The sequence below is a fragment of the Vibrio cidicii genome (assembly GCF_009665415.1).
GTDB classification, from domain to species: Bacteria; Pseudomonadota; Gammaproteobacteria; order Enterobacterales; family Vibrionaceae; genus Vibrio; species Vibrio cidicii.
Genome location: NZ_CP035921.1, coordinates 852,345 through 878,186 on the forward strand (window position 1 = coordinate 852,345; position 25,842 = coordinate 878,186).

The 25,842-nt window shown below is 48.2% G+C and carries 26 protein-coding genes; 9 read left to right on the top strand and 17 right to left on the bottom strand.

Going from position 1 to position 25,842, the window contains the following annotated elements:
• Positions 1 to 84: 84 nt before the first annotated feature.
• From lpxD to rpsB, 11 genes are all read right to left on the bottom strand, one after another.
• Entirely contained in the window at positions 85 to 1,119 is a 1,035-nt protein-coding gene (lpxD, locus tag EWA64_RS04885; protein ID WP_061894925.1) for a UDP-3-O-(3-hydroxymyristoyl)glucosamine N-acyltransferase, read from the bottom strand.
• Positions 1,120 to 1,127: 8 nt separating this feature from the next.
• A complete protein-coding gene (locus tag EWA64_RS04890) occupies positions 1,128 to 1,637 on the bottom strand; it encodes an OmpH family outer membrane protein (protein ID WP_039465309.1) in 510 nt (169 codons plus the stop codon).
• A 15-nt stretch (positions 1,638 to 1,652) separates the two neighbouring features.
• The gene (gene bamA, locus EWA64_RS04895) at positions 1,653 to 4,067 is read right to left on the bottom strand and encodes an outer membrane protein assembly factor BamA (protein WP_061894926.1); all 2,415 of its coding nucleotides are present in this window, start codon (positions 4,065 to 4,067) and stop codon (positions 1,653 to 1,655) included.
• A 45-nt stretch (positions 4,068 to 4,112) separates the two neighbouring features.
• Positions 4,113 to 5,471, bottom strand: coding sequence for a sigma E protease regulator RseP (gene rseP, locus EWA64_RS04900; protein WP_061894927.1), 1,359 nt, complete (start codon positions 5,469 to 5,471; stop codon positions 4,113 to 4,115).
• Positions 5,468 to 6,676 carry a 1-deoxy-D-xylulose-5-phosphate reductoisomerase gene (gene ispC, locus EWA64_RS04905; RefSeq protein ID WP_061894928.1) on the bottom strand — a complete coding sequence of 403 codons (1,209 nt, stop codon included), beginning with the start codon at positions 6,674 to 6,676 and terminating at the stop codon, positions 5,468 to 5,470. Before ispC ends, rseP begins: the two co-directional genes overlap by 4 nt.
• Before the next feature lie 52 nt (positions 6,677 to 6,728).
• On the bottom strand, positions 6,729 to 7,571 hold the full coding sequence (locus EWA64_RS04910) for a phosphatidate cytidylyltransferase (protein ID WP_061894929.1): 843 nt from the start codon (positions 7,569 to 7,571) through the stop codon (positions 6,729 to 6,731).
• A gap of 12 nt (positions 7,572 to 7,583) precedes the next feature.
• Positions 7,584 to 8,339: an undecaprenyl pyrophosphate synthase gene (uppS, locus tag EWA64_RS04915; RefSeq protein WP_061894930.1), complete on the bottom strand. Its 756-nt coding sequence runs from the start codon at positions 8,337 to 8,339 to the stop codon at positions 7,584 to 7,586.
• Between the two features lie 96 nt (positions 8,340 to 8,435).
• Complete coding sequence (frr, locus tag EWA64_RS04920) at positions 8,436 to 8,993, bottom strand: ribosome recycling factor (protein WP_061894931.1); 558 nt, start codon at positions 8,991 to 8,993, stop codon at positions 8,436 to 8,438.
• Positions 8,994 to 9,094: 101 nt separating this feature from the next.
• On the bottom strand, positions 9,095 to 9,817 hold the full coding sequence (pyrH, locus tag EWA64_RS04925; RefSeq protein ID WP_039430292.1) for a UMP kinase: 723 nt from the start codon (positions 9,815 to 9,817) through the stop codon (positions 9,095 to 9,097).
• Positions 9,818 to 10,033: 216 nt separating this feature from the next.
• On the bottom strand, positions 10,034 to 10,876 hold the full coding sequence (tsf, locus tag EWA64_RS04930; protein ID WP_061894932.1) for a translation elongation factor Ts: 843 nt from the start codon (positions 10,874 to 10,876) through the stop codon (positions 10,034 to 10,036).
• Positions 10,877 to 11,006: 130 nt separating this feature from the next.
• Positions 11,007 to 11,735, bottom strand: coding sequence for a 30S ribosomal protein S2 (rpsB, locus tag EWA64_RS04935; protein WP_061894933.1), 729 nt, complete (start codon positions 11,733 to 11,735; stop codon positions 11,007 to 11,009).
• Between the two features lie 372 nt (positions 11,736 to 12,107).
• Here rpsB and map point away from each other — a divergent pair, with 372 nt between their 5' ends.
• The 3 genes from map to EWA64_RS04950 all read left to right on the top strand — a co-directional run bounded on the left by map (position 12,108) and on the right by EWA64_RS04950 (position 16,252).
• Positions 12,108 to 12,986: a type I methionyl aminopeptidase gene (gene map / locus EWA64_RS04940; protein ID WP_061894934.1), complete on the top strand. Its 879-nt coding sequence runs from the start codon at positions 12,108 to 12,110 to the stop codon at positions 12,984 to 12,986.
• 92 nt (positions 12,987 to 13,078) lie between these two features.
• Complete coding sequence (glnD, locus tag EWA64_RS04945) at positions 13,079 to 15,700, top strand: bifunctional uridylyltransferase/uridylyl-removing protein GlnD (protein WP_061894935.1); 2,622 nt, start codon at positions 13,079 to 13,081, stop codon at positions 15,698 to 15,700.
• Between the two features lie 168 nt (positions 15,701 to 15,868).
• On the top strand, positions 15,869 to 16,252 hold the full coding sequence (locus EWA64_RS04950; RefSeq protein ID WP_039430299.1) for a DUF3461 family protein: 384 nt from the start codon (positions 15,869 to 15,871) through the stop codon (positions 16,250 to 16,252).
• A 50-nt stretch (positions 16,253 to 16,302) separates the two neighbouring features.
• Here EWA64_RS04950 and truC read toward each other — a convergent pair whose 3' ends face one another.
• Positions 16,303 to 17,031, bottom strand: coding sequence for a tRNA pseudouridine(65) synthase TruC (truC, locus tag EWA64_RS04955; RefSeq protein WP_061894936.1), 729 nt, complete (start codon positions 17,029 to 17,031; stop codon positions 16,303 to 16,305).
• Entirely contained in the window at positions 17,031 to 17,345 is a 315-nt protein-coding gene (locus tag EWA64_RS04960) for a YqcC family protein (RefSeq protein ID WP_061894937.1), read from the bottom strand. Before EWA64_RS04960 ends, truC begins: the two co-directional genes overlap by 1 nt.
• A 78-nt stretch (positions 17,346 to 17,423) precedes the next feature.
• Between EWA64_RS04960 and EWA64_RS04965 the strand changes: the two genes are divergently transcribed.
• Together EWA64_RS04965 and EWA64_RS04970 are read left to right on the top strand one after the other, a co-directional pair.
• A complete protein-coding gene (locus EWA64_RS04965) occupies positions 17,424 to 18,461 on the top strand; it encodes a DUF3549 family protein (protein ID WP_061894938.1) in 1,038 nt (345 codons plus the stop codon).
• Between the two features lie 6 nt (positions 18,462 to 18,467).
• Positions 18,468 to 18,767: a DUF3301 domain-containing protein gene (locus tag EWA64_RS04970; protein WP_039433441.1), complete on the top strand. Its 300-nt coding sequence runs from the start codon at positions 18,468 to 18,470 to the stop codon at positions 18,765 to 18,767.
• Here the strand turns inward: EWA64_RS04970 and EWA64_RS04975 are convergent.
• Positions 18,727 to 19,230, bottom strand: coding sequence for a GNAT family N-acetyltransferase (locus EWA64_RS04975; RefSeq protein WP_061894939.1), 504 nt, complete (start codon positions 19,228 to 19,230; stop codon positions 18,727 to 18,729). The genes EWA64_RS04970 and EWA64_RS04975 overlap by 41 nt on opposite strands.
• An 835-nt stretch (positions 19,231 to 20,065) precedes the next feature.
• Here EWA64_RS04975 and EWA64_RS04980 point away from each other — a divergent pair.
• Together EWA64_RS04980 and EWA64_RS04985 are read left to right on the top strand one after the other, a co-directional pair.
• A complete protein-coding gene (locus tag EWA64_RS04980; RefSeq protein ID WP_061894940.1) occupies positions 20,066 to 20,368 on the top strand; it encodes a hypothetical protein in 303 nt (100 codons plus the stop codon).
• On the top strand, positions 20,365 to 20,808 hold the full coding sequence (locus tag EWA64_RS04985; RefSeq protein WP_039430306.1) for a YaiI/YqxD family protein: 444 nt from the start codon (positions 20,365 to 20,367) through the stop codon (positions 20,806 to 20,808). Before EWA64_RS04980 ends, EWA64_RS04985 begins: the two co-directional genes overlap by 4 nt.
• A gap of 77 nt (positions 20,809 to 20,885) precedes the next feature.
• Here EWA64_RS04985 and EWA64_RS04990 read toward each other — a convergent pair whose 3' ends face one another.
• From EWA64_RS04990 to EWA64_RS05000, 3 genes are all read right to left on the bottom strand, one after another.
• Positions 20,886 to 22,472: an AbgT family transporter gene (locus EWA64_RS04990; RefSeq protein ID WP_039430307.1), complete on the bottom strand. Its 1,587-nt coding sequence runs from the start codon at positions 22,470 to 22,472 to the stop codon at positions 20,886 to 20,888.
• A gap of 252 nt (positions 22,473 to 22,724) precedes the next feature.
• On the bottom strand, positions 22,725 to 22,850 hold the full coding sequence (gene ykgO, locus EWA64_RS04995) for a type B 50S ribosomal protein L36 (protein ID WP_039430308.1): 126 nt from the start codon (positions 22,848 to 22,850) through the stop codon (positions 22,725 to 22,727).
• A 1-nt stretch (position 22,851) separates the two neighbouring features.
• A complete protein-coding gene (locus EWA64_RS05000; protein ID WP_039439800.1) occupies positions 22,852 to 23,115 on the bottom strand; it encodes a type B 50S ribosomal protein L31 in 264 nt (87 codons plus the stop codon).
• Positions 23,116 to 23,239: 124 nt separating this feature from the next.
• Here EWA64_RS05000 and tsaA point away from each other — a divergent pair, with 124 nt between their 5' ends.
• The gene (gene tsaA / locus EWA64_RS05005) at positions 23,240 to 23,935 is read left to right on the top strand and encodes a tRNA (N6-threonylcarbamoyladenosine(37)-N6)-methyltransferase TrmO (RefSeq protein WP_061894941.1); all 696 of its coding nucleotides are present in this window, start codon (positions 23,240 to 23,242) and stop codon (positions 23,933 to 23,935) included.
• Positions 23,936 to 24,024: 89 nt separating this feature from the next.
• Positions 24,025 to 25,740, top strand: a complete 1,716-nt coding sequence (locus EWA64_RS05010; protein WP_011079744.1) for a proline--tRNA ligase — start codon at positions 24,025 to 24,027, stop codon at positions 25,738 to 25,740.
• The last annotated feature ends 102 nt before the right edge of the window (positions 25,741 to 25,842 follow it).

The following is a 25,842-nucleotide window of genomic DNA, read 5'->3' on the forward strand; positions in this document are numbered from 1 at the left end:
CCTATATCAATACTGTATATATAGCGCGCCATTATAGAAGAAAAAGACTCGCAGTTCGCGAGTCTTTACAGAGAAATCACTTAATTATTCTGCTTTCTCTTGCTCGCCAAGGCACTTTTCAACCGCTTTCAAACGTTTGTTCATCTCATCAATGCGATGTACTCGAGCGGCGGTTTTACGCCACTCTTTGTTGGTTTGAAGCGGGATGCCAGACGAGTACATGCCTTTTTCATCAATACTGCGCATCACCATGCCCATGCCAGTAATAGTGACACCGTCGGCGATGGAAATATGCCCATTGATCACGGAAGCGCCACCAATAGCGCAGTACTTACCAATCTTAGTACTGCCGGCGACGATTGTACCACCCGGCATTACGGTACCATATCCGATGTGCACGTTGTGTGCGATTTGCAACTGGTTGTCTAAAATGACGTTATCTTCAATCACAGTATCATCGAGCGCGCCGCGATCTATGGTGGTACAAGCGCCGATCTCCACCCGGTTACCAATGCGAACAGTGCCAAGCTGAGGAATTTTGATCCACTCCCCCTTGTCATTGGCGTAGCCAAAACCATCCGAGCCAATCACCGCTCCCGATTGAATCAGGCAGTCTGTACCGATTTGTACTTGATGATAAATAGTGACATTAGCCCAAAGCTTCGTGTTGTTGCCTAACTTGGCGTTCTTGCCGACAAAACAGCCTGCACCAATAATGACGTTGTCGCCAAGCTCAACCCCGCTTTCAATCACGGCGTTAGCTCCCACGGCAACGTTTTGCCCGAGTTTAGCATCCGCCGCAATCACCGCAGACGGCGCGATGCCCTCTGCGGGTTTAGGTGTGGAGTCTAATGCTTGTGCTACTTTAGCAAAAGCGACATAAGGGTCATTTACCACCAGCGCATTGCCAGTGCAATGCATGAGCTGATCGGCTTTAACCATCACTACCGTGGCACGGCAGTCAGCTAAGTGTTTGGCATATTTGGGATTCGACAGAAAGGTCACGTCCCCTTCTTGCGCCTTATCCATTGGAGCTACCTGCGATACGGTTGCCGTTGCATCGCCGTGTAACTCTCCCCCGGTTATTGTTGCTAATTCAGCTAATGTCAGTGTCATCATAAGGATTATTATTTGATTGCTTTAATCACTTTCTCTGAGATGTTGTACTCAGGATTACCATATTGAAGTGCGGTGGTATCTACCACTAAATCATAGCCTTCTTTTTCAGCGACCGCTTTCACCGCATCCTGAATCACTTTAAATAGCTTTTGCTTCTCTTCCGCTTCACGGCGAGCGCTTGCTTGCTCTAAAGCCTGTGCTTTGATTTTGTATTTGCTGTCGAGCTGGCCAATTTCAATACGCAGTTTTTCTACTTCCTCTTGACCAAGCAGCTCACCGTCACGCTTCAATTTTTCAATCTTAATCTTTGCTTCCGCTTGGATCGCTTGCAGTTCTGCGCCTTTATCTTTGAACTCTTCCTGCAACTTCTGTAGCACCACTTCACGCTGCGGCAAAGCTTGGAATACCTGAGCGGTATTGATGTAAGCAACCTTTTGTGCCGCTTCTGCCGCATTGGCAAACATAGAAGAACTCAGAAGTAGAAGGCTAACTCCAGCCGCTTTGATCATGTTTTTCAAAATTATATCCTCTGTTTAGAAGGTTCTGCCGATTGTGAAAGTGAAGAATTCTTCGTCGTCACCTTCGTAAATTTTAACGGGTTTAGCCAAGGAGAAGACCAGTGGTCCCATCGGTGACATCCATTGCAACGCCACACCATAGGACGAGCGGTACTGAGTGGGATCTGAGTAGTCGTAGTAATATTGGTTACCGTAATCCGCGCCAGCGCTACGGTAGTCAAACTCGGTATCCCACACACTGGCCATATCAAAGAACAAACTCGTACGTACTTGATTACGTGCTTCGTCTGAAGCAAATGGCGTAGGGACAATCAGCTCTAGGCTTGCCAATGCGATAGCGTTCCCACCAACCGAATCATTGGTTGCGGTATCGGTACCATTGTTTGAGCCACTGTAATCACGATAGACCGCCTTTGGACCTGCCGAGTTTGAGCCAAAACCACGCAAGGTGGTAAAACCGCCAGCGTAGTAGTTCTCGTAAAATGGGAACAGGTTGTCGTTACCATCAGTTTTCCCATAGCCGTTACCATAACCTAAACGTCCGCGCAGCAGCAGGCTGAACTCGTGTTTTTTAGTCAGTGGAATGTACTGTCTCACGTCGTACTGAACTTTAAAGTACTGAACATCAGAGCCCGGCACGGTCATTTTATAAAACGCCCGTTGGTGATTACCAGCAGTAGGGAAATAAGTACGGTTGAGGTTATTGCGCGTCCACGATAACGTCACGTCAAAATCGTTGGTATTCAACGCGCCATTTGAATCGAGGTTTGCGTTCTGTGCTTGCAGAAACTGCTCAACTTGCAGATAAGGCGACAAGTTACCAATCTTGTTATGGGTATAGCCCACACCAAGTTCGAAACGGTTGAGTTCATCAAACGGGAAACCCCAAGTTAAATTGGCTCCGTAACTTTGGTTGGTATAGTCAACGATGCCGGCTTCAGACGCTTCAAATTCGTTGTAGAAAACCTTCCCGCCCAAGCTGACACCATCTAGGTTCCAGTACGGGTCGCGATAATCCAAACTAATGTTCTTTTGGTACTTGTTGGTCATCGCGCTGATGCCAACACGGTTGCCGGAACCGAGGAAGTTATCTTGCTGTAGACCTATCTGAAAACTAACTCCAGATTCAGTACCAAAGCCCACCCCAAAGTTAACGCTTCCTGAGTTGGCTTCTTTGACGTTATAAACCAGATCAACCTGATCATCACTACCGGGAACACGCACAGTTTGTACGTCCACCGTTTCAAAATAACCGAGACGATTTAAGCGACTTTTCCCCAATTCAATCGCTTTGGAGTTGAGCCAACTGCCTTCCATCTGGCGCATTTCGCGCCGTAACACTTCATCGCGCGTTGCGTTGTTGCCTGTAAAACGAATATCACGCACATAAATGCGATTGCCCGCTTCAACATGGATGACCAGCGAAACTTGCTTATTTTCATCGTCAAACTCAGGAATGGTGCTGACTTTAGGATAAGCGTAGCCTGCTTCACCTAAAACGCGTTTGATGTTCTCTTCCAGCGTGGTAACCATAGAACCGTTGTAGGTTTCACCTGACTCAAACGGTACTAACGCTTTGAACTCCTCTTCTTTACCGATCAGTTCACCACGAAAGTTCACCTCTTTCACTGAGTAAGGTTCACCTTCTTTTAGTCCCAGCGTAATGTACACGCCTTTTTTATCGGGAGAGATGGAGACTTGGGTAGAATCCACGGCAAACTTGAGATAACCGCGATCCAAATAATACGTTCTCAGCGCTTCAATATCGCCGGCAAGCACCTGCTTTTGGTACTTCTCGTCCGCGAGGAAATTCCACCAAGGCACATCCACGTTCAAGTTGAAACGCGACAACAGGGTTTCATCAGAGAACACTTCGTTGCCGATAAAATTAATCTGCTGAATTTTGGCAGACACACCTTCACTGAAGACAAACTTCAAATCTGCACGATTGCGCGGCAAGGGCGTGACGACGGCTTTTACCGACGCGTTGTATTTACCTACGCTGTAGTAAAAATCTTCTAGTCCCTTTTCGATGTTACTTAACGTGGTGCGATCAAGCGCTTCACCAGCACGAATACCGGATGCGTCAAGGTTTTGCTTAAGTTGCTCCTCTTTGATCGCTTTGTTGCCAGAAAAAGAGATGCTGGCAATAGTTGGGCGCTCTTTCACTTGCACAACCAGTACATTGCCATCACGCAGCACTTTTACATCCTCAAAGTTACCGGAAGTGTAAAGTGCTCGGATAATGCCAGCAACGTCTTGCTGTTCAAGTGTATCCCCCACACGGACTGGCATTTTCAGTAGTGCTGCACCCAGTGCAACACGTTGTAAACCTTCAATTTTAATGTCTTGTACAACAAAGTTTTGGGCGCCGTTCGCGGATACGCTGGTGGCCAATAATGTTGCGAACAGAATTTGCTTGATCGCCATAATTGTTCTAATTGTTCCTTGCTACTGCTCTTTGTCTCTGAACCATCACAGACGCGTAAAATCGTTAAATAAGGCTAATGCCATAAGTGAAAAAATCACCGCAGCACCAATGCGGTAACCCATTTCCTGCACTTTTTCAGGAACAGGACGACGGATGACGGCTTCAATGGCGAAAAACAACAGGTGCCCCCCATCCAACATCGGCAATGGCACTAAGTTAATAATGCCCAAGTTGACACTGATCAACGCCAAAAAGCCGAGAAAATAGACTAAACCATAATCGGCGGTCGCCCCAGCGCCTTTAGCAATGGAAATCGGCCCACTCAGGTTGTTAAGTCCTACATCACCCGTGATCAGTTTTTTCAGCATACTGACTGTGAGATCAATTACCTGCCCCGTTTTCTCTACGGCTTTGCCGACAGATTCGATTACACCAAATTGCAAATCGAAGCGATAACTTTCTGGCCATTGTGCGACTTCTGGCGCAATCCCCGCAAAGCCGATCGCGCCACCACTTTGGGCCTCCCGGCTATCGGGTATCATGCTAAAACGTTGCGTGCTGCCACTACGCTCCACTTCAACGTCAAGAGTTTGGCCCGGATTGTTGCGCACCCAGTTTACCACTTGCTCCCAAGCCGTGATCGCTTGGCCATTTATCGAGATAAGCTTATCACCGATTTGTAGCCCTGCTCGCTCACCCGCACCGCCTTGAGATACATTCGCCAAACGGGTCATTATCTCTGGCGTGTATGGCCTAAAGCCAAGAGATTGCATCGCCGACTCGTTCTCTGGATCAAATTCCCAGTCTCTGATGTCAACGGCTAAAGTACGCTCAAATCCAACTTCATCGGCTGGCGATACCGTCAATGTCATACTGGCATCGCCAATATGAGAGATTAACTGCATGTTAACTGATTCCCAATCGGGAGTTTTGATACCGGAAACCGCTTTAAGTTCCATGCCTGGCTCAATTCCTGCCTGAGCGACAATGGAATTGACGGTTACCTGACCAACTACGGGCTTAACGGCAGGGACGCCAATCAAGAAAACCAGCCAATAGGCAAAAATAGCGAATAGGAAATTAAAGATTGGACCAGCAGAGACAATCGCTGCACGTTTCCACAACGGCTTACGGTCAAACGCAAACTGTTTCTCTGCGTCCGTAATCTCATCAACTCGGCCATCAAGCATTTTGACATAACCACCGAGTGGAATAATAGCAATGCTATACTCCGTCCCATCTTGGCCCGTTTTACTCCAAATTGACTTGCCAAAGCCAATGGAGAATTTCTCTACTTTTACGCCACAGCGACGCGCCACCCAAAAATGACCAAATTCATGCACTGCCACCAAAATGCCCAAGGCAACAATAAAAGAGGCTAAATTCCATACAATATCCGTCATCGTACACACTCTCTAATGGCTTCAACGGCAAAAGTTCTGGCTATTTTATCCAGCTCAAGCAAGCTTTCCAAGTTATCCACATGATGAGCCGAACTCTGTTGGCAAATACGGTTGAGTACTCGCTCGTTAATACGAGCAATGTCTGTAAACTTAAGCTGATGCTCTAAGAAGGCGTGCACAGTGATTTCGTTGGCGGCATTGAGCGCTGTGGTCGCCTGTTGGCCGAGATAGCAGGCATCAATCGCCAGTTCAAGACAAGGATAACGCGCGAAGTCGGGCTGAATGAACGTTAGCTCACCGACTTGGCTGAAGTCCAATGGTTTCACGTTGGTAGGGATGCGCTCAGGGTAAGATAACGTCAACGCGATTGGGGTCACCATGTCAGGTTCTCCCATCTGCGCCAATACCGAACCATCGATGTACTGCACCATGGAATGAATCACTGACTGAGGGTGAATGATCACTTTAAGCTGCTCTTTGCTGGCATTAAACAGCCATTTGGCTTCTATGTACTCCAAGCCTTTGTTCATCATGGTGGCGGAATCGACCGAAATTTTTCGTCCCATAGACCAATTAGGGTGAGCAATCGCTTGTTCTGGGGTCACGCTTTCTAACGCTGCGATATCGGTATAACGAAATGGACCGCCGGAGCCCGTGAGTAGAATGTTGCGAATGCCGTGCATAGCGAGATCGCATCGCCCCAAACTGGTTTGCACTGCCTGTGGTAAACATTGGAAAATCGCATTATGTTCACTGTCTACTGGTAGCAATTGTGCGCCTGATTTAGCGACTTCATCGATAAAAAGTTGCCCAGACATCACCAGCGCTTCTTTGTTTGCCAGCAGAATGCGCTTACCCGCCTGAACGGCAGCCATCGTTGGCAACAAACCAGCCGCCCCGACAATCGCTGCCATCACGCAGTCGACTTCATCGAGCGATACCACATAGCACATCGCTTCTTCCCCGGCTAAAACCTGAGTGTTTGACGCTGAACTCACCAGTAAACGTTGTAAACGCAGTGCCGCTTCATCCGTGGCCATCACCGCATACTGCGGTTGCCATTTTTCGCAAAGCTGCTGCATTTTTTCTACATTAGAACCCGCGGCTAGAGCAACCACAGTAAAGTGTTCTGGGTTTTGTTCCACCGCTTTCAGTGTGCTGTCTCCAATTGAGCCCGTAGCACCAAGAATCGTTAGCTTTTGCATAACTGAATGACCAAATAAAGAGGTAATAAAAGGGGAAAATTCCCCTTATAAGTCAGAACAATAGATAGAGAAGAGCAAAGATTGGGAACGCCGCGGTTAAGCTGTCAATACGATCCAGAATGCCACCATGCCCCGGAATCATATTGCTGCTGTCTTTGATGCCTGACTCGCGCTTGAACATGCTCTCCACCAAGTCGCCCAATACAGAAATGACCACCGTAGCGAACGTAATCAGAATCATGTGTATAGGGCTAGTAAAATGGATGTCAAACAGCTTGGAAAACACCCAACCAACCAAGATCGCAGTGATGATGCCGCCGATTAAACCTTCAACCGTTTTGTTTGGGCTAACATGCGGTGCCATTTTACGCTTACCCATACTTTTACCCGCGAAATAGGCACCACTGTCTGCGGCCCAGACCAATAAGCAGACAAACATCACTAATTTAGCGCCATGGTATGGTGAGGTATCAATTTCACTTGCGCGCAAAATGATCACGCTCCACAGAAAAGGGATCAGCGTCAGAAAACCAAATAAGTGGCGCAGTGGCTTACTGCCTTGCCATGTTTGCGTCGATTTGGGGTAAGTAACTGCAAGCACGCTGGCATAGAGCCACCATGTTGTGCCCGCACTGAGCATCAACAAGTGCGGCCAACCAATGTGGTTCAGGCTTACTGCCTCGGGAGAGATGAGAAAAAAACTGGCTACAGTAGCAATCACGGCAGGGACCATCGCTTTCACACGAGAACTGGTGCCGATAAATTGTGTCCACTCCCAAAAACCTGCGAGTAGCACTAAGGTTAACGCGACGATAAATAGCGGGAGGGACAACTGAAAAATCCCTAAGATGACTAAAGGTGCAAGAATGAGTGCGGTTATTATTCTTTGTTTCAAACTGAATGATCCTTATTGTGTACTCATCAGAGCTTTGATTTGTTCGCCCGTACAACCGAAACGTCGTTCACGATTAACAAACCAAGTGATCGCCTCCACGAGGCTATCTTCGCCGAAGTCTGGCCAATAGACCGGAGTAAAGTACATTTCTGCATAAGCCATTTGCCAGAGCATAAAATTACTGATGCGGCATTCTCCGCTCGTGCGAATCAGAAGATCGACGTCCGGCAAATCGGCCATCGTCAGAAATTGAGCAATTTTATCTTCATCAATATCGCTGGCAGCCAGCTTTCCCTGCTCTACCTGTTGCGCAAGTTTTTGCACCGCCTGAACGATATCCCACTTTCCACCATAATTCGCGGCAACATTAATTATCATTCCGGTGTTACTTGCGGTAAGTGCTTCTGCTTCGGCAATTTTCTTTTGTAGTCGTTCACTAAAGCGACGGGTGTCGCCGATGATGCGTAAACGTAAGTTATTCTTGTGTAACTTTTTGACTTCACTGGAGAGCACTGTGATAAAAAGCTCCATCAGTAAACCAACTTCGTCTTCAGGACGACGCCAGTTCTCACTGCTGAAAGCAAAAAGTGTGATGGCTTGAATATTGAGTTTAGAGGCGGCTGCAATGGTTTTACGTACTGCACTGACACCTTTTTTATGACCAAAAACGCGTGGTTGACCTTTGGACTTGGCCCAGCGACCATTACCGTCCATGATGATGGCAATATGCTTTGGAAGAGATTCCACGAAGAGTTGAGAATTTTGCATAGAGAATTAGTCGAGTTCCATCAGTTGGACAGGGTAACACAAAAAAACGCTGTGCTGCGAGCACAGCGTTTTCCAACAGTGATGTAAACAGAAGTATTAGACTTCCATTAACTCTTTTTCTTTGGCAGCAAGAACATCATCGATCTTCTTCACTGCCGCATCGGTTAGCTTTTGAATCTCGTCTTGTGCTTTACGATCTTCATCTTCAGAGATTTCTTTATCTTTTAGTAACGCTTTAAGATCGCCATTGGCATCACGACGGATATTACGTACCGCAACACGACCACCTTCAGCTTCACCGCGAACGATTTTCACTAGATCACGACGGCGCTCTTCCGTTAGTGGTGGCAGTGGAACACGGATAATGGTGCCCGCTGACATTGGGTTTAGACCCAGATCAGACATCATGATTGCTTTTTCGACTTTCTGCGTTAGCTCTCTATCAAAAACCGTGATCGCCAAGGTACGAGCGTCTTCAGCAACTACGTTAGCCACTTGGTTTAGTGGTGTCGGAGCACCGTAATAATCGACAGAAATGCCAGAAAGTAGGCTTGGATGCGCACGCCCCGTACGAACTTTAGACAGAGTATTTTTCAGCGCTTCAACACTTTTTTCCATGCGCTCTTGCGCGTCTTTTTTGATTTCGTTAATCACGGTTTCACCTTAAAAAAATGTCATCTTTCCTGAAGAAAGCTTACAAGGGTTCAGTAAAGCGAAACGCCATCCGACACACGAATGACGCTAAGTCAGGCTTACTAGCTAATCAGCGTACCTTCTGCTTCACCCATCACCACGCGACGTAGAGCGCCTGGCTTATTCATATTAAATACACGGATAGGCATTTTGTGATCGCGAGCCAAAGTAAATGCGGCTAAATCCATCACTTTTAGTTCTTTATCAAGAACATCGGCGTAAGCGAGTTTATCATACAGCTCTGCATCTGGATTGGCTACCGGGTCAGCACTGAATACTCCATCTACTTTAGTGGCTTTAAGTACCACGTCCGCTTCAATCTCGATACCACGCAAACACGCGGCAGAATCGGTAGTGAAGAATGGGTTACCCGTTCCTGCAGAGAAAATTACCACGCGGCCTTGACGCAATTCGCGAATTGCATCAGCCCAATTGTAGTCGTCACACACCCCTTTCAGTGGGATGGCAGACATCACTCGTGCATTTACGTACGCACGGTGCAGCGCATCACGCATCGCGAGGCCATTCATTACCGTTGCCAGCATGCCCATGTGGTCACCTACAACGCGGTTCATGCCTGCTTCAGCAAGGCCAGCACCACGGAACAGGTTGCCGCCACCGATCACCACGCCGACTTGCACACCCAGTTCAACCAGTTCTTTCACTTCCTGCGCCATACGATCCAAAACTGCAGGATCAATACCGAAACCTTCAGAGCCTTGGAGAGCTTCACCACTCAGTTTTAACAGAATACGCTGATACGCTGGTTTTGGGTTCGTAGTCATGGAGTTTACCTTCCAAAAGAGAGTTGTCGATTAACAGTCATGGATAGAGAAAAGGCCTAGTTATTAGATCCTAGTCGCTAGAGAAGGCATCTTCGCTCTAGAAACTAGTCACCTAGGTGTTATTCCCTATTCATCACGGCTAAACAAATAGGCCGTTTATTCGTAAAAAGACCGCAGCCATGGCCACGGTCTAATCTTTGCACAAATCTCTAAGGATTAACCTTTCTGAGCCAGTGCTACTTCTTCAGCGAAGCTTAGGCCTTCAGCTTTCTCGATGCCTTCACCCACTTCTAGACGAACGAAAGTAGAAACTGATGCGCCGCGCTCTTTTAGGATCTCAGCAACAGTTTTCTTTGGTTCCATAACGAAAGGCTGACCAGTTAGTGAAACTTCGCCAGTGAATTTCTTCATGCGACCTTCAACCATCTTCTCAGCGATTTCTTTTGGCTTGCCTTCGTTCATCGCGATTTCAACTTGAACTTCACGCTCTTTCGCTACTACGTCAGCTGGTACATCTTCTGGATTTACGTACTCAGGACGAGATGCTGCTACGTGCATTGAGATGTGCTTCAGAGTTTCTGCGTCGCCTTCACCAGCAACAACAACACCGATTTTCTCGCCGTGACGGTAAGAAGCAATTGTCGTACCTTGAACGTACTGAACGCGACGGATGTTGATGTTTTCACCGATCTTAGCAACTAGAGCAACACGCTCTTCTTCGAATTTAGCTTGTAGCTCTTCGATAGACGCTTTAGATGCAAGAGCTTCCGCTACAACTTTGTCTGCGAATGCAGTGAAGTTACCATCTTTAGCAACGAAGTCAGTTTGACAGTTAACTTCAAGAAGTACTGCAACGCCGTTTTCGTCTTTGATGAAGATTGCGCCTTCAGCTGCAACATTGCCCGCTTTTTTAGCCGCTTTTGCAGCGCCAGATTTGCGCATGTTTTCAATCGCTAGTTCGACGTCGCCGTCAGTTTCAACAAGCGCCTTCTTACATTCCATCATACCTGCGCCAGTACGTTCGCGCAGTTCTTTTACTAGAGCAGCAGTAACAGCCATTCTCTATTCCTCAGTTAATTCTGGATACGGTAAAAATCAGGGGCCTACTTTTCGGCCCCCGATGCTAACTATAACTTAGCCTACACTACAAACAGGTTGCAAATAGGCCAAGTGTGACACAGAGCCGCTATTATTCAGCTTCTACAAAACCGTCTTTTTCAGCTACTGCTACAACGTCTTTGTTACGGCCTTCAGTAAGAGAAGTTGCCGCTGCGTTTAGGTATAGTTGAACTGCACGGATTGCGTCGTCGTTGCCTGGGATGATGTAGTCAACGCCGTCTGGGCTAGAGTTAGTATCTACTACTGCGTATACTGGAATACCCAGGTTGTTCGCTTCTTTGATTGCGATGTGCTCGTGATCAGCGTCGATTACGAATAGAGCGTCTGGTAGACCGCCCATATCTTTGATACCACCAAGAGATTTCTCAAGCTTCTCCATTTCGCGAGTACGCATTAGAGCTTCTTTCTTAGTTAGTTTGTCGAAAGTACCGTCAGTTGATTGAACTTCTAGATCTTTCAGACGCTTGATTGACTGACGTACAGTTTTGTAGTTAGTCAGCATACCACCCAACCAACGGTTGTTTACGTAGTACTGGTTGCTAGCGATAGCAGCTTCTTTAACAGCTTCAGATGCAGCGCGTTTAGTACCTACGAAAAGAACTTTACCTTTCTTCTCGCCAACTTTTACTAGCTCAGCTAGTGCTTCGTTGAACATAGGTACAGTTTTTTCTAGGTTGATGATGTGAACGCGGTTACGTGCGCCGAAAATGAATGGCTTCATTTTTGGGTTCCAGTAACGAGTTTGGTGACCGAAGTGAACACCAGCTTTCAGCATATCGCGCATTGATACAGTTGCCATTATATAATCCTCTATGGGGTTAGGCCTCCACATCCCCCATGCATCCGACCCTAACTTGGAGGGCACCCCGGAACATGTGTCGGAATGTGTGTGATTTAACAAAAAAGTTTAGTGGAAAAAACCCGCTTCGCCGAACGCAAATCGCAGTTTCGAAGAAAACAGACTTCATTTCCGGCGCGCTTTATACCATATTTTGCCTATCTATGGCAAAAAAAATTGGCAGATTCCGACAGCCGAACTCCACATTGCAAATCCTATTGCGCTTTACCGACGCCTCATGCACCAGTTCAACAAATACACATTCTCATTTGTTCCTGATAGAATACGCCATCGGCACATAACCGTGCTTGCGTATTTAAGTAGAGAAAGCCAATGTCAATTAAAATCAAAACTGCACAACAGATTGAGCGCATGCGACTTGCAGGTGCGCTGGCCGCTGAAATTTTGGAAATGATCGAACCTCATATTAAAGAAGGCGTGACCACCGACGAGCTCAATCAGATTTGCCACGACTATGCGACAGAAAAAGGCGCGTATTCAGCCCCTTTGAACTACCACGGTTTTCCTAAATCCATTTGTACCTCCATCAACCACATCGTTTGTCACGGCATTCCAGCCAGCAAAGATGAGATTGGCAGCAACGGTCAACTAAAACCTGCTGTGCTGAAAAACGGTGACATCCTCAACGTCGACATTACCGTCATCGTTCCTGATGATGAACAGGCGGACCTCTCTGTTCGACCACAAGGTTTCCACGGTGATACATCGAAAATGTTCCTAGTCGGTGAGGTTTCACCAGCCAACAAACGCCTATGTATGGTTGCTCAAGAAGCGCTGTATGTGGGGATGCGTCAAGTTAAACCAGGTGCAACGGTCGGCGATATCGGCACGGCGATAGAAAAATACATCAAAGACAACAACAAGAACAATCCGCGTAACAAGTTCTCTATTGTCAAAGATTTCTGTGGCCACGGTATTGGCGATGAGTTCCACGAAGAACCTCAAGTCGTGCACTATCGCAACAGTGACCGCCGCGTACTCAAAGAAGGCATGTGTTTCACTATTGAACCTATGATTAACGCAGGAAAGTTTGGTTGTACTGTCGATGCACAAGACGACTGGACAGTCTACACTGGTGATGGCAAAAATTCGGCGCAATGGGAACATACCATTGTAGTGACCAAAGAAGGCTGTGAAGTGCTCACTTTACGCAGCGAAGAAACCATTCCACGTTTGATGAAAAACGTCTGATATCTCAATATCCCCGCCTCGCGGGGATATTTTTTATCGTCCTCAACTCTGTTACAGTCTCCTGCAGATTATGATTGCACGGACAGCACAGTATGCCTTTTCACTCTCCTTTAGCTTTCAGTGACGAACAACTGGTAGTGCCGGATTTAAAAGACCAGCTCGAACAGTTTGCCGAAGCGCAAAAACACGCCTTTCTTAGCCACCATCCGGTCACCGATCTGGTCCTTGCCAGAGCGGAATACATGGATCTACTGCTGACTCGTTTGTGGCGCTACTATGGTTTTGCCAATATTCACAACATCGCATTGGTGGCCGTTGGCGGGTATGGGCGAGGAGAACTTCATCCGTTATCGGATATTGATATTCTGGTGCTGTCCCAGCACAAGCTTCCTCGTGAACTGGAAAGCAAAGTGAGCGAGTTCATCACCCTACTTTGGGACTTGCGCTTGGAAGTCGGCCATGCGGTTCGAACGGTGGAAGAGTGCGCCAATGTTGGTCGAGAAGACCTTACCGTGGCCACTAACCTCCAAGAGGCACGCCTAATTTGTGGGTGTGAAAACACCTTTCAAGCGTTGAAAAAAGTGGTCCTGTCGGATTCTTTCTGGCCGAGCGAAACCTTTTACCAAGCGAAAATCCAAGAACAGCGTGCACGGCATGCTCGCTACCACGACACTACCTACAATCTCGAACCCGACATCAAATCCACCCCTGGCGGGCTACGTGATATTCATACCCTCAGTTGGGTTGCACGCCGCCATTTTGGTGCCACCTCTTTGCTTGAGATGAGCCGCTATGGTTTTCTCACCGATGCGGAATATCGTGAACTGGTGGAGTGCCAAGACTTTCTCTGGCGTGTACGCTTTGCCCTGCACATTGAGTTAAGACGTTACGACAACCGCCTGACATTTGCGCATCAGGCGCAAGTAGCCGAACATTTAGGTTTTCACGGCGAAGGCAATCGCGGCGTAGAAATGATGATGAAAGAGTTCTACCGCACGCTGCGTCGTGTCGCTGAACTCAATAAAATGCTGCTCAAACTGTTTGATCAAGCGATCATCAATGGAGGGGAAACGGAACCCACCATCATCATTAATGAAGATTTCCAGCGCCGCGGACGCTTGATTGAAGCGCGTAAACCGGCCTTGTTCCAAGCCCGTCCAGAAACCATTCTCGACATGTTTTTGCACATCGCCAACGACTCAACCATTGATAGCGTCAGCCCCCCGACCTTACGCCAACTGCGCACCGCCAGACGCCGCCTAAACAAGTTCCTCCACACCTTGCCCGAAGCAAGAGAGAAGTTCATGGAACTGGTGCGCCACCCCAACGCCCTGCACCGTGCCTTTAACTTGATGCACAAGCTCGGCGTGCTTGCCGCATATTTACCGCAGTGGAGCCAGATTGTCGGGCAGATGCAGTTTGACCTTTTCCATGTCTACACTGTGGATGAACACAGTGTGCGACTACTCAACCACATCAATACCTTCAGCTATGCAAAAAATCACGAAAAGCATCCGATTTGCTGTGAAATCTACCCGAGACTACAGAAAAAAGAGTTATTGATTCTCGCTGCAATTTTCCATGACATCGGTAAAGGGCGCGGTGGCGATCACTCTGAAATTGGTGAAACCGAATCCTACGAGTTTTGCATTGAACACGGCTTGTCCAAGCCAGAGGCCAAATTGGTTGCTTGGTTAGTACGTAATCACCTACTGATGTCCGTCACCGCGCAGCGTCGTGACATTTATGACCCAGACGTCATCACCGAGTTCGCCAAACAAGTGCGTGATGAAGAGCGCTTGGAATATTTGGTGTGCCTAACAGTCGCGGATATCTGCGCCACCAATCCTGAGCTGTGGAACAGTTGGAAGCGTACTCTGCTTGCCGAACTGTTTTACTCCACCCAAAGGGCTTTGCGTCGTGGATTGGAAAATCCAGTCGATGTGCGCGAGCGTATTCGTCACAATCAGCAACTCGCTTCGGCCTTGCTGCGCAAAGAGGGCTTCAGTGCACGTGAAATCGAGGTGCTGTGGCAGCGTTTCAAAGCGGATTACTTTTTACGCCACACCCATCAACAGATCGCTTGGCACTGTGAGCATATTTTACGTATGCAAGAGCCCGAGCAACCTTTGGTGCTGATGAGTAAAAAAGCCACCCGCGGCGGCACGGAAGTGTTTGTATATACCAAAGATCAGCACGCCCTGTTTGCAACTGTGGTGGCTGAGCTGGATAGACGCAACTTTAACGTACATGACGCGCAAATCATGAGCAGCAAAGATGGTTATGTACTTGATACTTTTATGGTACTGGATCAAAACGGCGAGGCGGTCGATGAAAACCGCCATAAAGCCGTGGTCAGGCATCTCACGCATGTATTGACTGACGGACGGCCGACCAAGATCAAAACCCGCCGTATACCGCACAAGTTGCAACATTTTAAAGTCAAAACCAAAGTCGATTTTCTACCGACCAAGAGTAAAAAACGCACCTTGATGGAATTGGTGGCGCTCGATACCCCCGGGTTATTGGCTGTGGTTGGCGCAACCTTTGCCGACATGGGCTTTAATCTGCATGGGGCGAAGATCACCACCATTGGCGAGCGAGCGGAAGACTTGTTTATTCTTACCGGCGATTTGGGTGGTCGACTCAACGAAGAGCAGGAGCAATTGCTGCGCGAGAAACTGGTGCAAAATATTGCCGAGCTCGCACCTTAAACAGTTGCAATCATACGCTTCCCGTCGCATACACGGTGGGGAGCGTCCATCCTCAATCGAGCGCGATCTTGTCCACAAGTTAAACAATTTGGTGAGATATCAGCTATCTACTCTATGCACTGGCTGCTACATTGAAGCTTGTCAGTCATACATCAACAGAGGTCGCCTATGTATCCACACCTCACCGGATTAGGTATTCACGATCCAAACCAAATTGAACGTTATTCACTGCGTCAAGAAGCTCACAAAGACGTACTTAAAATCTATTTTCACAAGCAAAAAGGGGAACTGTTCGCCAAGAGCGTTAAGTTCAAATACCCGCGCCAGATAAAAAATGTGTTAGTGGATAGCGGCAGTCACCAATATAAAGAGGTGACGGAGATTAACCGTAATTTGACGTTGGTGATTGACGAGTTAAATCGCATCACCAAACCGCCGAAGCAGAGCGAAAGCGACATTAAGCAGAAAATCCTAACCGACCTAAAACACTTAGAAAAAGTCGTATCAAGCAAGATTGCCGAAATTGAAGCCGACTTAGAAAAGCTAAAGTAACCTGCCACTGACAAGGGTTGACTGCTCAACCCTTGTTTGGCTCACTAGGCCTAGTTAAGCACAGCTAAATCCCATGCAAATCGAGTAAATAACTGCTTCCACACCGCGTCAACGCCCGCGCGAATCACCACCACTTGCTGAGTAAAGGGATGGACAAAACGCAGCTCTGAAGCGTGCAATAACAACCTTGGCGCTGCAAATTCCTCGCGAAACAGCTTGTTGTGTTTACCGTCACCGTGGGTAGTGTCACCGACGATCGGATGACGCAAGTGCGCCATATGGCGTCTCAGTTGATGCTTGCGCCCTGTTTTCGGCTTAAGCTCCATTAATCCATAGCGGGTCGTTGGGAACTTGCCCGTTGAAAAAGGTACTTCCACTTTAGCAAGTGGTTTGTAGAGCGTAATCGCGTCTTGTGCTTCTTTTTCTTGAGAGGCAAACTTATCCGCAATCTTGTCCAGTTCGACCTTCAACGCGTAGTCTAGCTCGCCCCCTTCCTCAATCCAACCGCGCACAATCGCATGGTAAGTTTTCTCCATTTCCTGTCCGGCAAACATCGGCATCGCCTGCGAGGCCACCTCCGAGGACAAAGCAAACATCAATACCCCCGATGTTGGACGATCAAGACGATGCAGCGGAAACACATGCTGACCCAGTTGATCACGCAATGTCTGCATGACAAATTGCGTCTCATGCTTATCCAGCCAACTACGATGCACCAACATACCTGCGGGTTTGTTAACCGCCACAAAGTACTCGTCCTGATAAATAATCTCCAACATTAACGGCTTACCTCATCAATTTTTCTAAGTACGGCAATCACTCGATTGTGCTCTGGCTGCGCTTGCCACACTTGCTCAAAATAAGGAGTGATAGCAAATCCCGTTGGCATCGCGCTTTGTGCGTCGAGCAGCGCCTGCATTCGCGGAATAAAAATCCACTGCAACCATTGCTCAGGGGCCAAGGTGTCCAGCGAAAAAGGTTCAACACTTTGCAACGCCTTGGCGGGCGGCATGCGTTCTTGCCACAGTGCGGCAGTTTTCAGTTCCGCCTGCAACTCAACCAATAAAGAGGGCAAAAGTGTGCGACTGGTCATTAATCTTTCCATCCTCACCTTGAAATAGCCGCGAATGATACCATCTAATGGGGAAAGAAAGTTAGGACATCAGTGTTAATGGATACCATTCATACCCTTACCCAGTTGCTGAAAAGCAGCCACTGCGAGTACACCGTCTTTGATTTGGGACGCCGAATCAAAACCATCACCAATCACGATTTCGCGCAAATTGAGCAAGGCGCGGCGGCCTACCCTTACCCGCTGCAGAGAAAAGCACATTTAGCCATTGCCTACTGGAATGAACAAAAACAACCGTGGGTCTGGTTTTTAAAGTTTGAACTCGATGAGCGCGGCTTGCTCAAACAAGCAGACATCGGCAACTTCATCAAATACATCATTGAGGCGATGGGTACTCGCTTGTCGCAAGAGATGTCAGAAGAGCAGCAGCAAAAACTGGCGAATAACCCCTACACTTTCAAGCCAGCAGACGACAAAATGGCGGTATTTCATAGCCAGCTTCGCGCCCAACTCGATCTACCCGCCAGCCAATACTATGAACATGCACAGGCTTATTTCGCTGGCTCATTAGGCTGGGATAATTGGCAAACGGTGGGTTTGCAAGGAATCACCGATCTCTGCGCCCGGCTGGATCGTGAGCAAAATGGCGTACTGGTGCGAAAAGCGCTCGCTCATCTGCCCAGTCAGCCACTGTACGCCTTGTTAGGCGCTTTGGAACACACTGAGCTACCCGACAAGCTGGCGGCTCGTTTAATTGACCTGACCCAATCGGCCCTTGCGCAGCCCAACCCAGATCTATTTCTGATTTCCGCTTACGCCCGCGCCCTCGCAGGAGCGAAACCCTCAGAGATAAAACCGCTGTTGCAGACCATTTTATCCAGTGCCCGATTAAGCCACCAAGAAGTGTTAATTGGCATTGCTGGTCGTGCTTGGCACTGGCTCAGCGATAGCCAAACGGCAGAGCGCTTTTTAACCCGTTTGGCACAAACAGGAAATCAGGTTCTGTTCAACCAGCTATTTGCTGATCTGGTGATGTTACCGGAACTTCGCATGGTGCTATTGCCACTATTGCACGCAAGTCCAAGTGAAGAGCTCTCCTCTGCACTACGCAAGCTGCAACAGACGACGAAAGGATAGCGTTGGATGATGGGTGATCTTTTTGCCATTCTCGGCTTAGCGCTCTTTTGCTTTCTGTTTTGGCAGCAACGGCAACAGTCGGAGCTGGCAAAATCCGCCATTGTGCGCAAGTGCGAACAACTGGATTTGCAGCTCATCAGTGTGGCTTTTGGCGCGCATAAACTGAAAACGCCAGACGGTGTCTGGCGTTGGCATACAGTCTATCATTTTGAATTTTCAGCGCTTGGCGACGATTGTTATCAAGGTCATCTCATCATGAGCGGTTTTAGGCCGCTGAACTTTTTCCTGCCACCACATCGGATGTAAACAGCATCTGCCATGCTTCCTCTCGCTGGCCGCTTTGTGGCTGGCGATAAAAACCGAGTTTACTCAGCAGCGCGATTGCCGCCTTGTTACTCGGTTTAACCCAAGCAGTGACTTGGTCGAGCTGCAAATCGTACACCGCCTTGGGCAGAAACGCTTTCAAGGTTTCCGTTGCAATTCCTTGGCCCCAATAAGCTTTGTCAAATAGAAAGCCAAGTGTCGGCTGCGAATCACAATCGCTGATATACACATGTCCCATGTATTCGCGATTGTAGTTATCCAAGACCGCAATGGCATGAATGCTGGGATCATTGAGCACTTTATCAAACATCAGTTTCGCATTCGCGACCGTATAAGGCCCGCCCAGCTCAGCGCGATTCTTCGCACAGCAATTGAGCATGACAAACTCGAGCTTTAATGAATCATTGTAAGGAAGAAGCAGCGTTCTTCTGGTTACTATGGTCACATCGTATCCTTGATAGCCTTGACATCGGCACACTAAGCGCCGTGAGTGTCAAAAGAGAGAAGCCGAAATTAAACCAACTTGCACAATAGGTTATTGATCCAGATTGTTTTTTAGACGTTGTTTGTGAATTTTTATAAGATGCCAGCAGCGCTGGCTAGGTTCGAAGGGCTGAGTAATAAGAAAAGCCCCGATACAGAGTATCGGGGCTATAGTCTTACTCGCAGCAGTCCGGCTACTAATAATGCTCCCTGCATCATCCATAATAGTGGCTGAATCCTTCAGCTATTCCTTACGTCGCCATCCTAGCGGTGTCCTGAGTCTTCCCGACTGCTAACATTCCTCGTTAGCGCACATCACTTGTTCCCTGAGCGGTGTCCCTTGCTTCATCCTGAAGCGGTCCTTACCTCAATCCTTAGAGGGTCCATTGCCATTCCTTGCTCACTAACATCCTATTAGTGATTGCGTCCGTACAATGTCCTGCGCTCCTTGCTTGATTCCTCTTCCTGAGCAACCAAATCGTCTTCCTGACGATAACCAAATCCTTGGCGTTTCCTGTTCCGTGTCAGCATCCTTCCGACAGGGTCTAATTTACCTTTTTTCCCTATCGGAGCAATCGTTTAACTAAGAAAAAACACTATGACATCCATTACATTTCATTTACAATCTTTTATTATCAATAAGTTACTACAGAATGCTCGTGGAATGACGTACGCTGAATTCGCTTTTTCTTACAAAGCGTGTGAGACATCTCTTACAAGCAATTACCGAAATTGCCATTCGCCAAACGCCAAACCTCAACGTATGATGAGGGATATATCGTTATTAGAGACCGATTATGTTAACTCAAGACGTTACCGAACAGTTGCAAGCAGTGCTGGAGCAGTTGCAACAACAAGGCAAAGAGCCTACCGTCGCCCTAGTGCGAGCACGCATGAACACGTCAGTGCCGATGCCTGCCTTAATCGCCGCAATCAAAAGTTGGAAGAGTGCTCAGCGCGTACCCAAAGTGGAAGTGGCTGCGCCTCAAGCAGAAACCGACCAAGCCGAACGTATTGCCCAATTGGAAAAAACCGTGGCCGAACTGGTCGCGCGTCTTGCCTTTTTAGAGGCAAAGCTCAACGCGGAGACAAGCGCATGAAACTGTGGGTTGATGCGGACGCCTGTCCGAAAGTGATTCGTGAGACCATTGTCCGCGCCGCAGAGCGCACCGGCGTTGAGTGCACCTTTATCGCCAATCATGTGGTACCTGTGCCCAAAAGGCAAAATATCCACTCCATTCAAGTGCCATCCGGGTTTGACATTGCTGACAATGAGATAGTCAAACGCACCGAAGCGGGTGATTTGGTGATTACGTCAGACATCCCACTGGCCGATGAGGTGATCAGTAAAGGCGCGCTGGCACTAAGTTCCAGAGGCGAACTCTACACCAAAGACACCATCAAGGCGCGGCTCAATATCCGCGATTTTATGGACACTATGCGCTCAAGTGGTATCCAAACGGGTGGACCTGCGGCATTGTCGCAAACCGAACGACGCGAGTTTGCTAATCATCTCGACAGAATTTTGGCCAAGCGCTGAATCAATGCGAAACCCGCTTCGATGAGAATCGAAAAAAAAGCCTGCGAAATTGCAGGCTTTTTCTTTTGTTCAGCACGTTAAGGCGTGTAGTACGTCGCTGCGCCCGGACCAACAGGCAGGCCAAAGACGAACACCCACACGTAGAAGAGCAGGCTCCAACCAACAATGAACACCAGAGAGTACGGCAGCATGACTGCAATCAAGGTGCCTATACCAAGGTTTTTCATGTAGCGGGTGGCAACGGCAAGGATCAAACCAAAGTAGCTCATCATTGGCGTGATGATGTTCGTGGTCGAGTCACCGATACGGTAAGCGGCCTGAATCACTTCTGGCGCATAACCCACCAGCATCAGCATAGGTACGAAAATGGGTGCGGTCACGGCCCATTGCGCAGAGGCTGAGCCAATCATCAGGTTGATAAAGCCACACATCAAGATGAAGGCAAAAAACAGCATTGGACCGGTTAAGCCGATCTCTTGCAGGAATTCAGCGCCTGCAACGGCAAATACTTGACCAAAGTTAGTCCATTTAAAGAAGGCAACAAACTGCGCCGCAAAGAACACCAGAACGATGTACATACCCATCGACGACATCGATTTCGACATCGCATTAATCACATCACGGTCGCTTTTCATCGTGCCGACCACTTTACCGTAGACAAATCCCGGTACGGCGAAGAAGACGAAAATGAACGCGACGATGCTTTTCAAAAATGGGGAGCCGGCAATCGTGCCCGCATCAGAGCGCAGAATGCCGTCGGCAGGAACTACGGTCCAGGCCAAAAGTGCCGAGACCAGCAGCGTTGCCAGACCAGCAAGCTTGAGGGCTTTTTTCTCCAGCGCGGTCAATGAGCCCATTTTGTCTTGGCTAAGATCTTCTGAGGCTTCTTCATCGTTGTATTTGCCCAGTTTCGGCTCGACAATTTTCTCCGTCACAAACGCGCCCAAACCCGCAATCACAAACGTTGAGACAAACATGAAGTACCAGTTGACTTCCGGGCCAACGGTGTAGCTCGGATCAATCATTTGTGCCGCGGTTTCGGTAATTCCCGACAGCAGTGGATCCACCGTACCAATCAACAGGTTTGCCGAGTAACCACCTGACACACCGGCAAATGCCGCAGCAAGGCCGGCCAATGGATGGCGACCAAGCGAATGGAATAACATCGCTGCCAGTGGGATCAACACCACGTAGCCAAGCTCAGAAGCCGTGTTGGAGATGATGCCCGCGAATACCACCGTGACCGTCACCATGCGCTTTGATGCGCCCATAACCAGACCACGCATGGCCGCAGACAATAAACCCGAATATTCGGCAATCGCCACGCCCAGCATCGCCACCAGAACCGTCCCTAGCGGCGCAAAGCCAACAAAGTTTTTCACCAGATTGGTGACGATCAGTTCAAGACCATCCGCATTGAGCAGACTGACCACGTGGATCATACCATCGGCGGCGCGACCTTTCGCACCTTCTGGGCGAGGGTCGGCGACAGACACCTCGAAATAACCGGCAATGCCAGATGAAATTAAGATCGCCAAACAGAAAAGGGCAAATAGAGTGATGGGATGGGGTAACAAGTTCCCCAAATATTCCACCGAATCAAGAAAACGCGTAAACAGCGACTTCTTTGGTGAAGATTGATTTATTGAAGCAGATGAGCTCATCTGTTCCCTCCTTGTAGTTTTTCCCGAGCAAATGTGACAGAAATGTCAAAAGCTGGCGCAGGGTACTTGAGCAAGGAGGGAAATAAAAATTACAAATGTTACAAATTATTGCAAAATAGCCGTATTTATGACCACGTTCTGATTCATAAATGGTTACATCATCTATAAAACAAATATTTACCAGAATTATAATCAAGAGAAAATCATTACTGCGTACGATATCTGTTTACAACTAACCATTTGATACTTCGCCTACTTTTGTACCGCTTTAAAACGAGGATTGGATTTGCAAATCACATACAAGCGCCCTCTGCGTTTGACGATTTGGCAATCAGGGTGGCGGCTTTTGGCACTTTTTAGCGACGATAATACTTTCATTTTACTGCTCCGTTTCTTTGTTAAATTGGCCAAAACGGCGGTTGAAATTTGCCACTCGACCCTCTTTTTGCACCACACGCTGTTTGCCGGTGTAAAACGGATGAGATTCCGATGACACCTCAATGGTGAAATAAGGGTACGTCTGGCCATCTTCCCACTCAATGGTGCGATCGGTTTGCAATGTTGATCCGATCAAGAAATATTTATCGACGCTGGTGTCATGAAACACCACTTGGCGGTATTGAGGATGGATTCCCGGTTTCATTTAATTTCCTTCGCAATTAAGTGTTACAATATAACATAGCAAATGATAGTTATTATCAAAAAGAGTTGCAAGTAAAAAAGTGTGGTAGCTTTGCTGCATTCTTTATTCAGCCTCCACAAACGCTATGTACGCCATCGAACCCATCGGTATTATCCAAAGTCCGTATAAAGAAAAATTTGCCGTCCCTCGTCAGCCAAGGTTGGTGCCTGCTGCCAGTGCCAGAGTCAAACTGAGTGGCACGGCCAATAGCCCTGAAGCGGTCAGAGGGATAGAACAGTTCTCACACCTTTGGCTGCTGTTTCTGTTTGATCAAAACCTTGACGCTGGCTGGAAGCCAACCGTGCGTCCACCGCGTTTAGGGGGCAATGAACGGGTTGGCGTGTTTGCTTCGCGCTCAACGTTTCGCCCCAATGGCATCGGCATGTCAGCCGTCGAGCTTAAAGGCGTGAGCAAACAGGGTGAGCAGATCTATCTTGAGTTGGGGAGTGTCGATCTGGTTGATGGCACGCCGATTATCGATATCAAACCCTACATCCCCTACTCCGATGCCATTCCCGAGGCACAAGGTGGGTACGCAGAGCAAGCGCCCGAACAAGCTTTAGTGCAATTTAGCGAACAGGCCGAGCAGACGCTGCAAAAGAAAGCCACTGGCGCACACGAGCGTGAGGTTATCGCTCAGGTGTTAGCGCAAGATCCGCGCCCGGCTTACAAGAAAAGTCGCGCCGATGAGAAGCAATACGCGGTAAATTTGTTCGATTTGAACGTGAAATTTATCGTAACCGACAAGTTAGTGACGGTAACCTCTATTGAACGCTTTTGACATTGAGCAATGGCTGATATTATAGAAGGCTTAATTTTACTCCCTCTTTGCTGAGGGGCTTTTAAACATGATGAAACGGATACCATAGAATGCGTACCAGTAAATATCTTCTTTCTACTCTGAAGGAGACTCCAAACGACGCAGAAGTAGTGAGCCATCAGCTCATGCTACGTGCAGGTATGATCCGTAAGCTGGCTTCAGGTCTTTATACCTGGCTGCCTACCGGTCTACGTGTACTGCGTAAAGTCGAAAACATCGTTCGTCAAGAGATCGACAATGCAGGTGCAATTGAAACCTTGATGCCCGTTGTGCAGCCGTTTGAACTATGGGAAGAGACTGGCCGCTCTGAAAAAATGGGCCCGGAACTTCTTCGCTTTACTGACCGCCATGTTCGTCCGTTTGTACTCAGCCCAACAGCAGAAGAAGTGATCACTGCACTTGTGCGTAACGAAGTGAGCTCGTACAAACAGCTACCGATCAACCTATACCAAATCCAAACCAAATTCCGCGATGAGCGTCGTCCACGTTTTGGTGTTATGCGTGCACGTGAATTTTGCATGATGGATGCGTACAGCTTCGATATCGACAAAGCTGGTCTGGAAAAATCTTACCAAGCGATGCACGATGCTTACTGCAAAGCGTTTGACCGCATGGGTCTTGAGTACCGCCCTGTTCTCGCAGATTCAGGTGCGATCGGTGGTAACGGCTCTCAGGAGTTCCACGTACTGGCTGAAAGTGGTGAAGACCTGATCGCCTTCTCGACTGAATCCGATTACGCAGCCAACATCGAGAAAGCAGAAGCCGTTGCTCCTGCGGTTGAGCGTGCAGCGCCAACGCAAGAGATGACGCTAGTTGATACGCCAAACGCTAAAACCATCGCTGAACTGGTTGAACAGCACGGCATCGCAATCGAGAAAACCGTTAAGACGTTATTCGTTAAAGCGTCGGATGCCATTGAAGCGCCTATCGTTGCTCTTATCATCCGTGGTGACCACGAACTCAACGAAATCAAAGCAGAAAACCTTGCTGAAGTTGCAACGCCTTTAGAGATGGCAACGGAAGAAGAGATGCGTGAACTGATTGGTGCCGGTGCAGGTTCGCTTGGGCCTGTCGGCCTTAAGTTACCATTTATCGTTGACCGCTCTGTAGCAGTAATGAGCGATTTCGGTGCGGGCGCAAACATCGATGGCAAACACTACTTCGGTATTAACTGGGGTCGTGATGTAGAGCTTGGCCAAGTTGCTGACCTACGTAACGTCGTCGAAGGCGATCCAAGTCCATGTGGAAAAGGCACATTGATGCTCAAACGTGGTATCGAAGTGGGTCACATTTTCCAACTCGGTAATGTGTACTCTGAAGCGATGAACTGTGGCGTGCTCGATTCCAACGGTAAAAACGTGATCCTAGAGATGGGTTGTTACGGTATCGGTGTTTCTCGCGTTGTTGCAGCGGCTATCGAACAAAACAACGACAAATACGGCATCATTTGGCCAGACGCACTCGCACCTTTCCAAGTCGCTATTGTACCAATGAACATGCACAAATCTGAGCGCGTTCAAGAAGCGGCGGAAAAGCTTTACGCTGAACTGACCGCTATGGGTATCGAAGTGCTGTTCGATGACCGTAAAGAGCGCCCTGGTGTGATGTTCTCTGATATGGAACTGATCGGTATCCCTCACACTATCGTGATTGGCGATCGCAGCATGGACGAAGGTCACTTTGAGTATAAGAACCGTCGTTCTGGTGAAAAAACACCTGTCGCGATGGCGGATATCGTTGAGCACATCAAAGCGCAACTGAAATAACACCGAGCTCTGTGTTATAACAACAGTTAAAAGGGATTGGTCAAGGCCAATCCCTTTTCTATTAATCTTTGGTTCAGATTTCTCCCGTTATGCTTGCCTTAT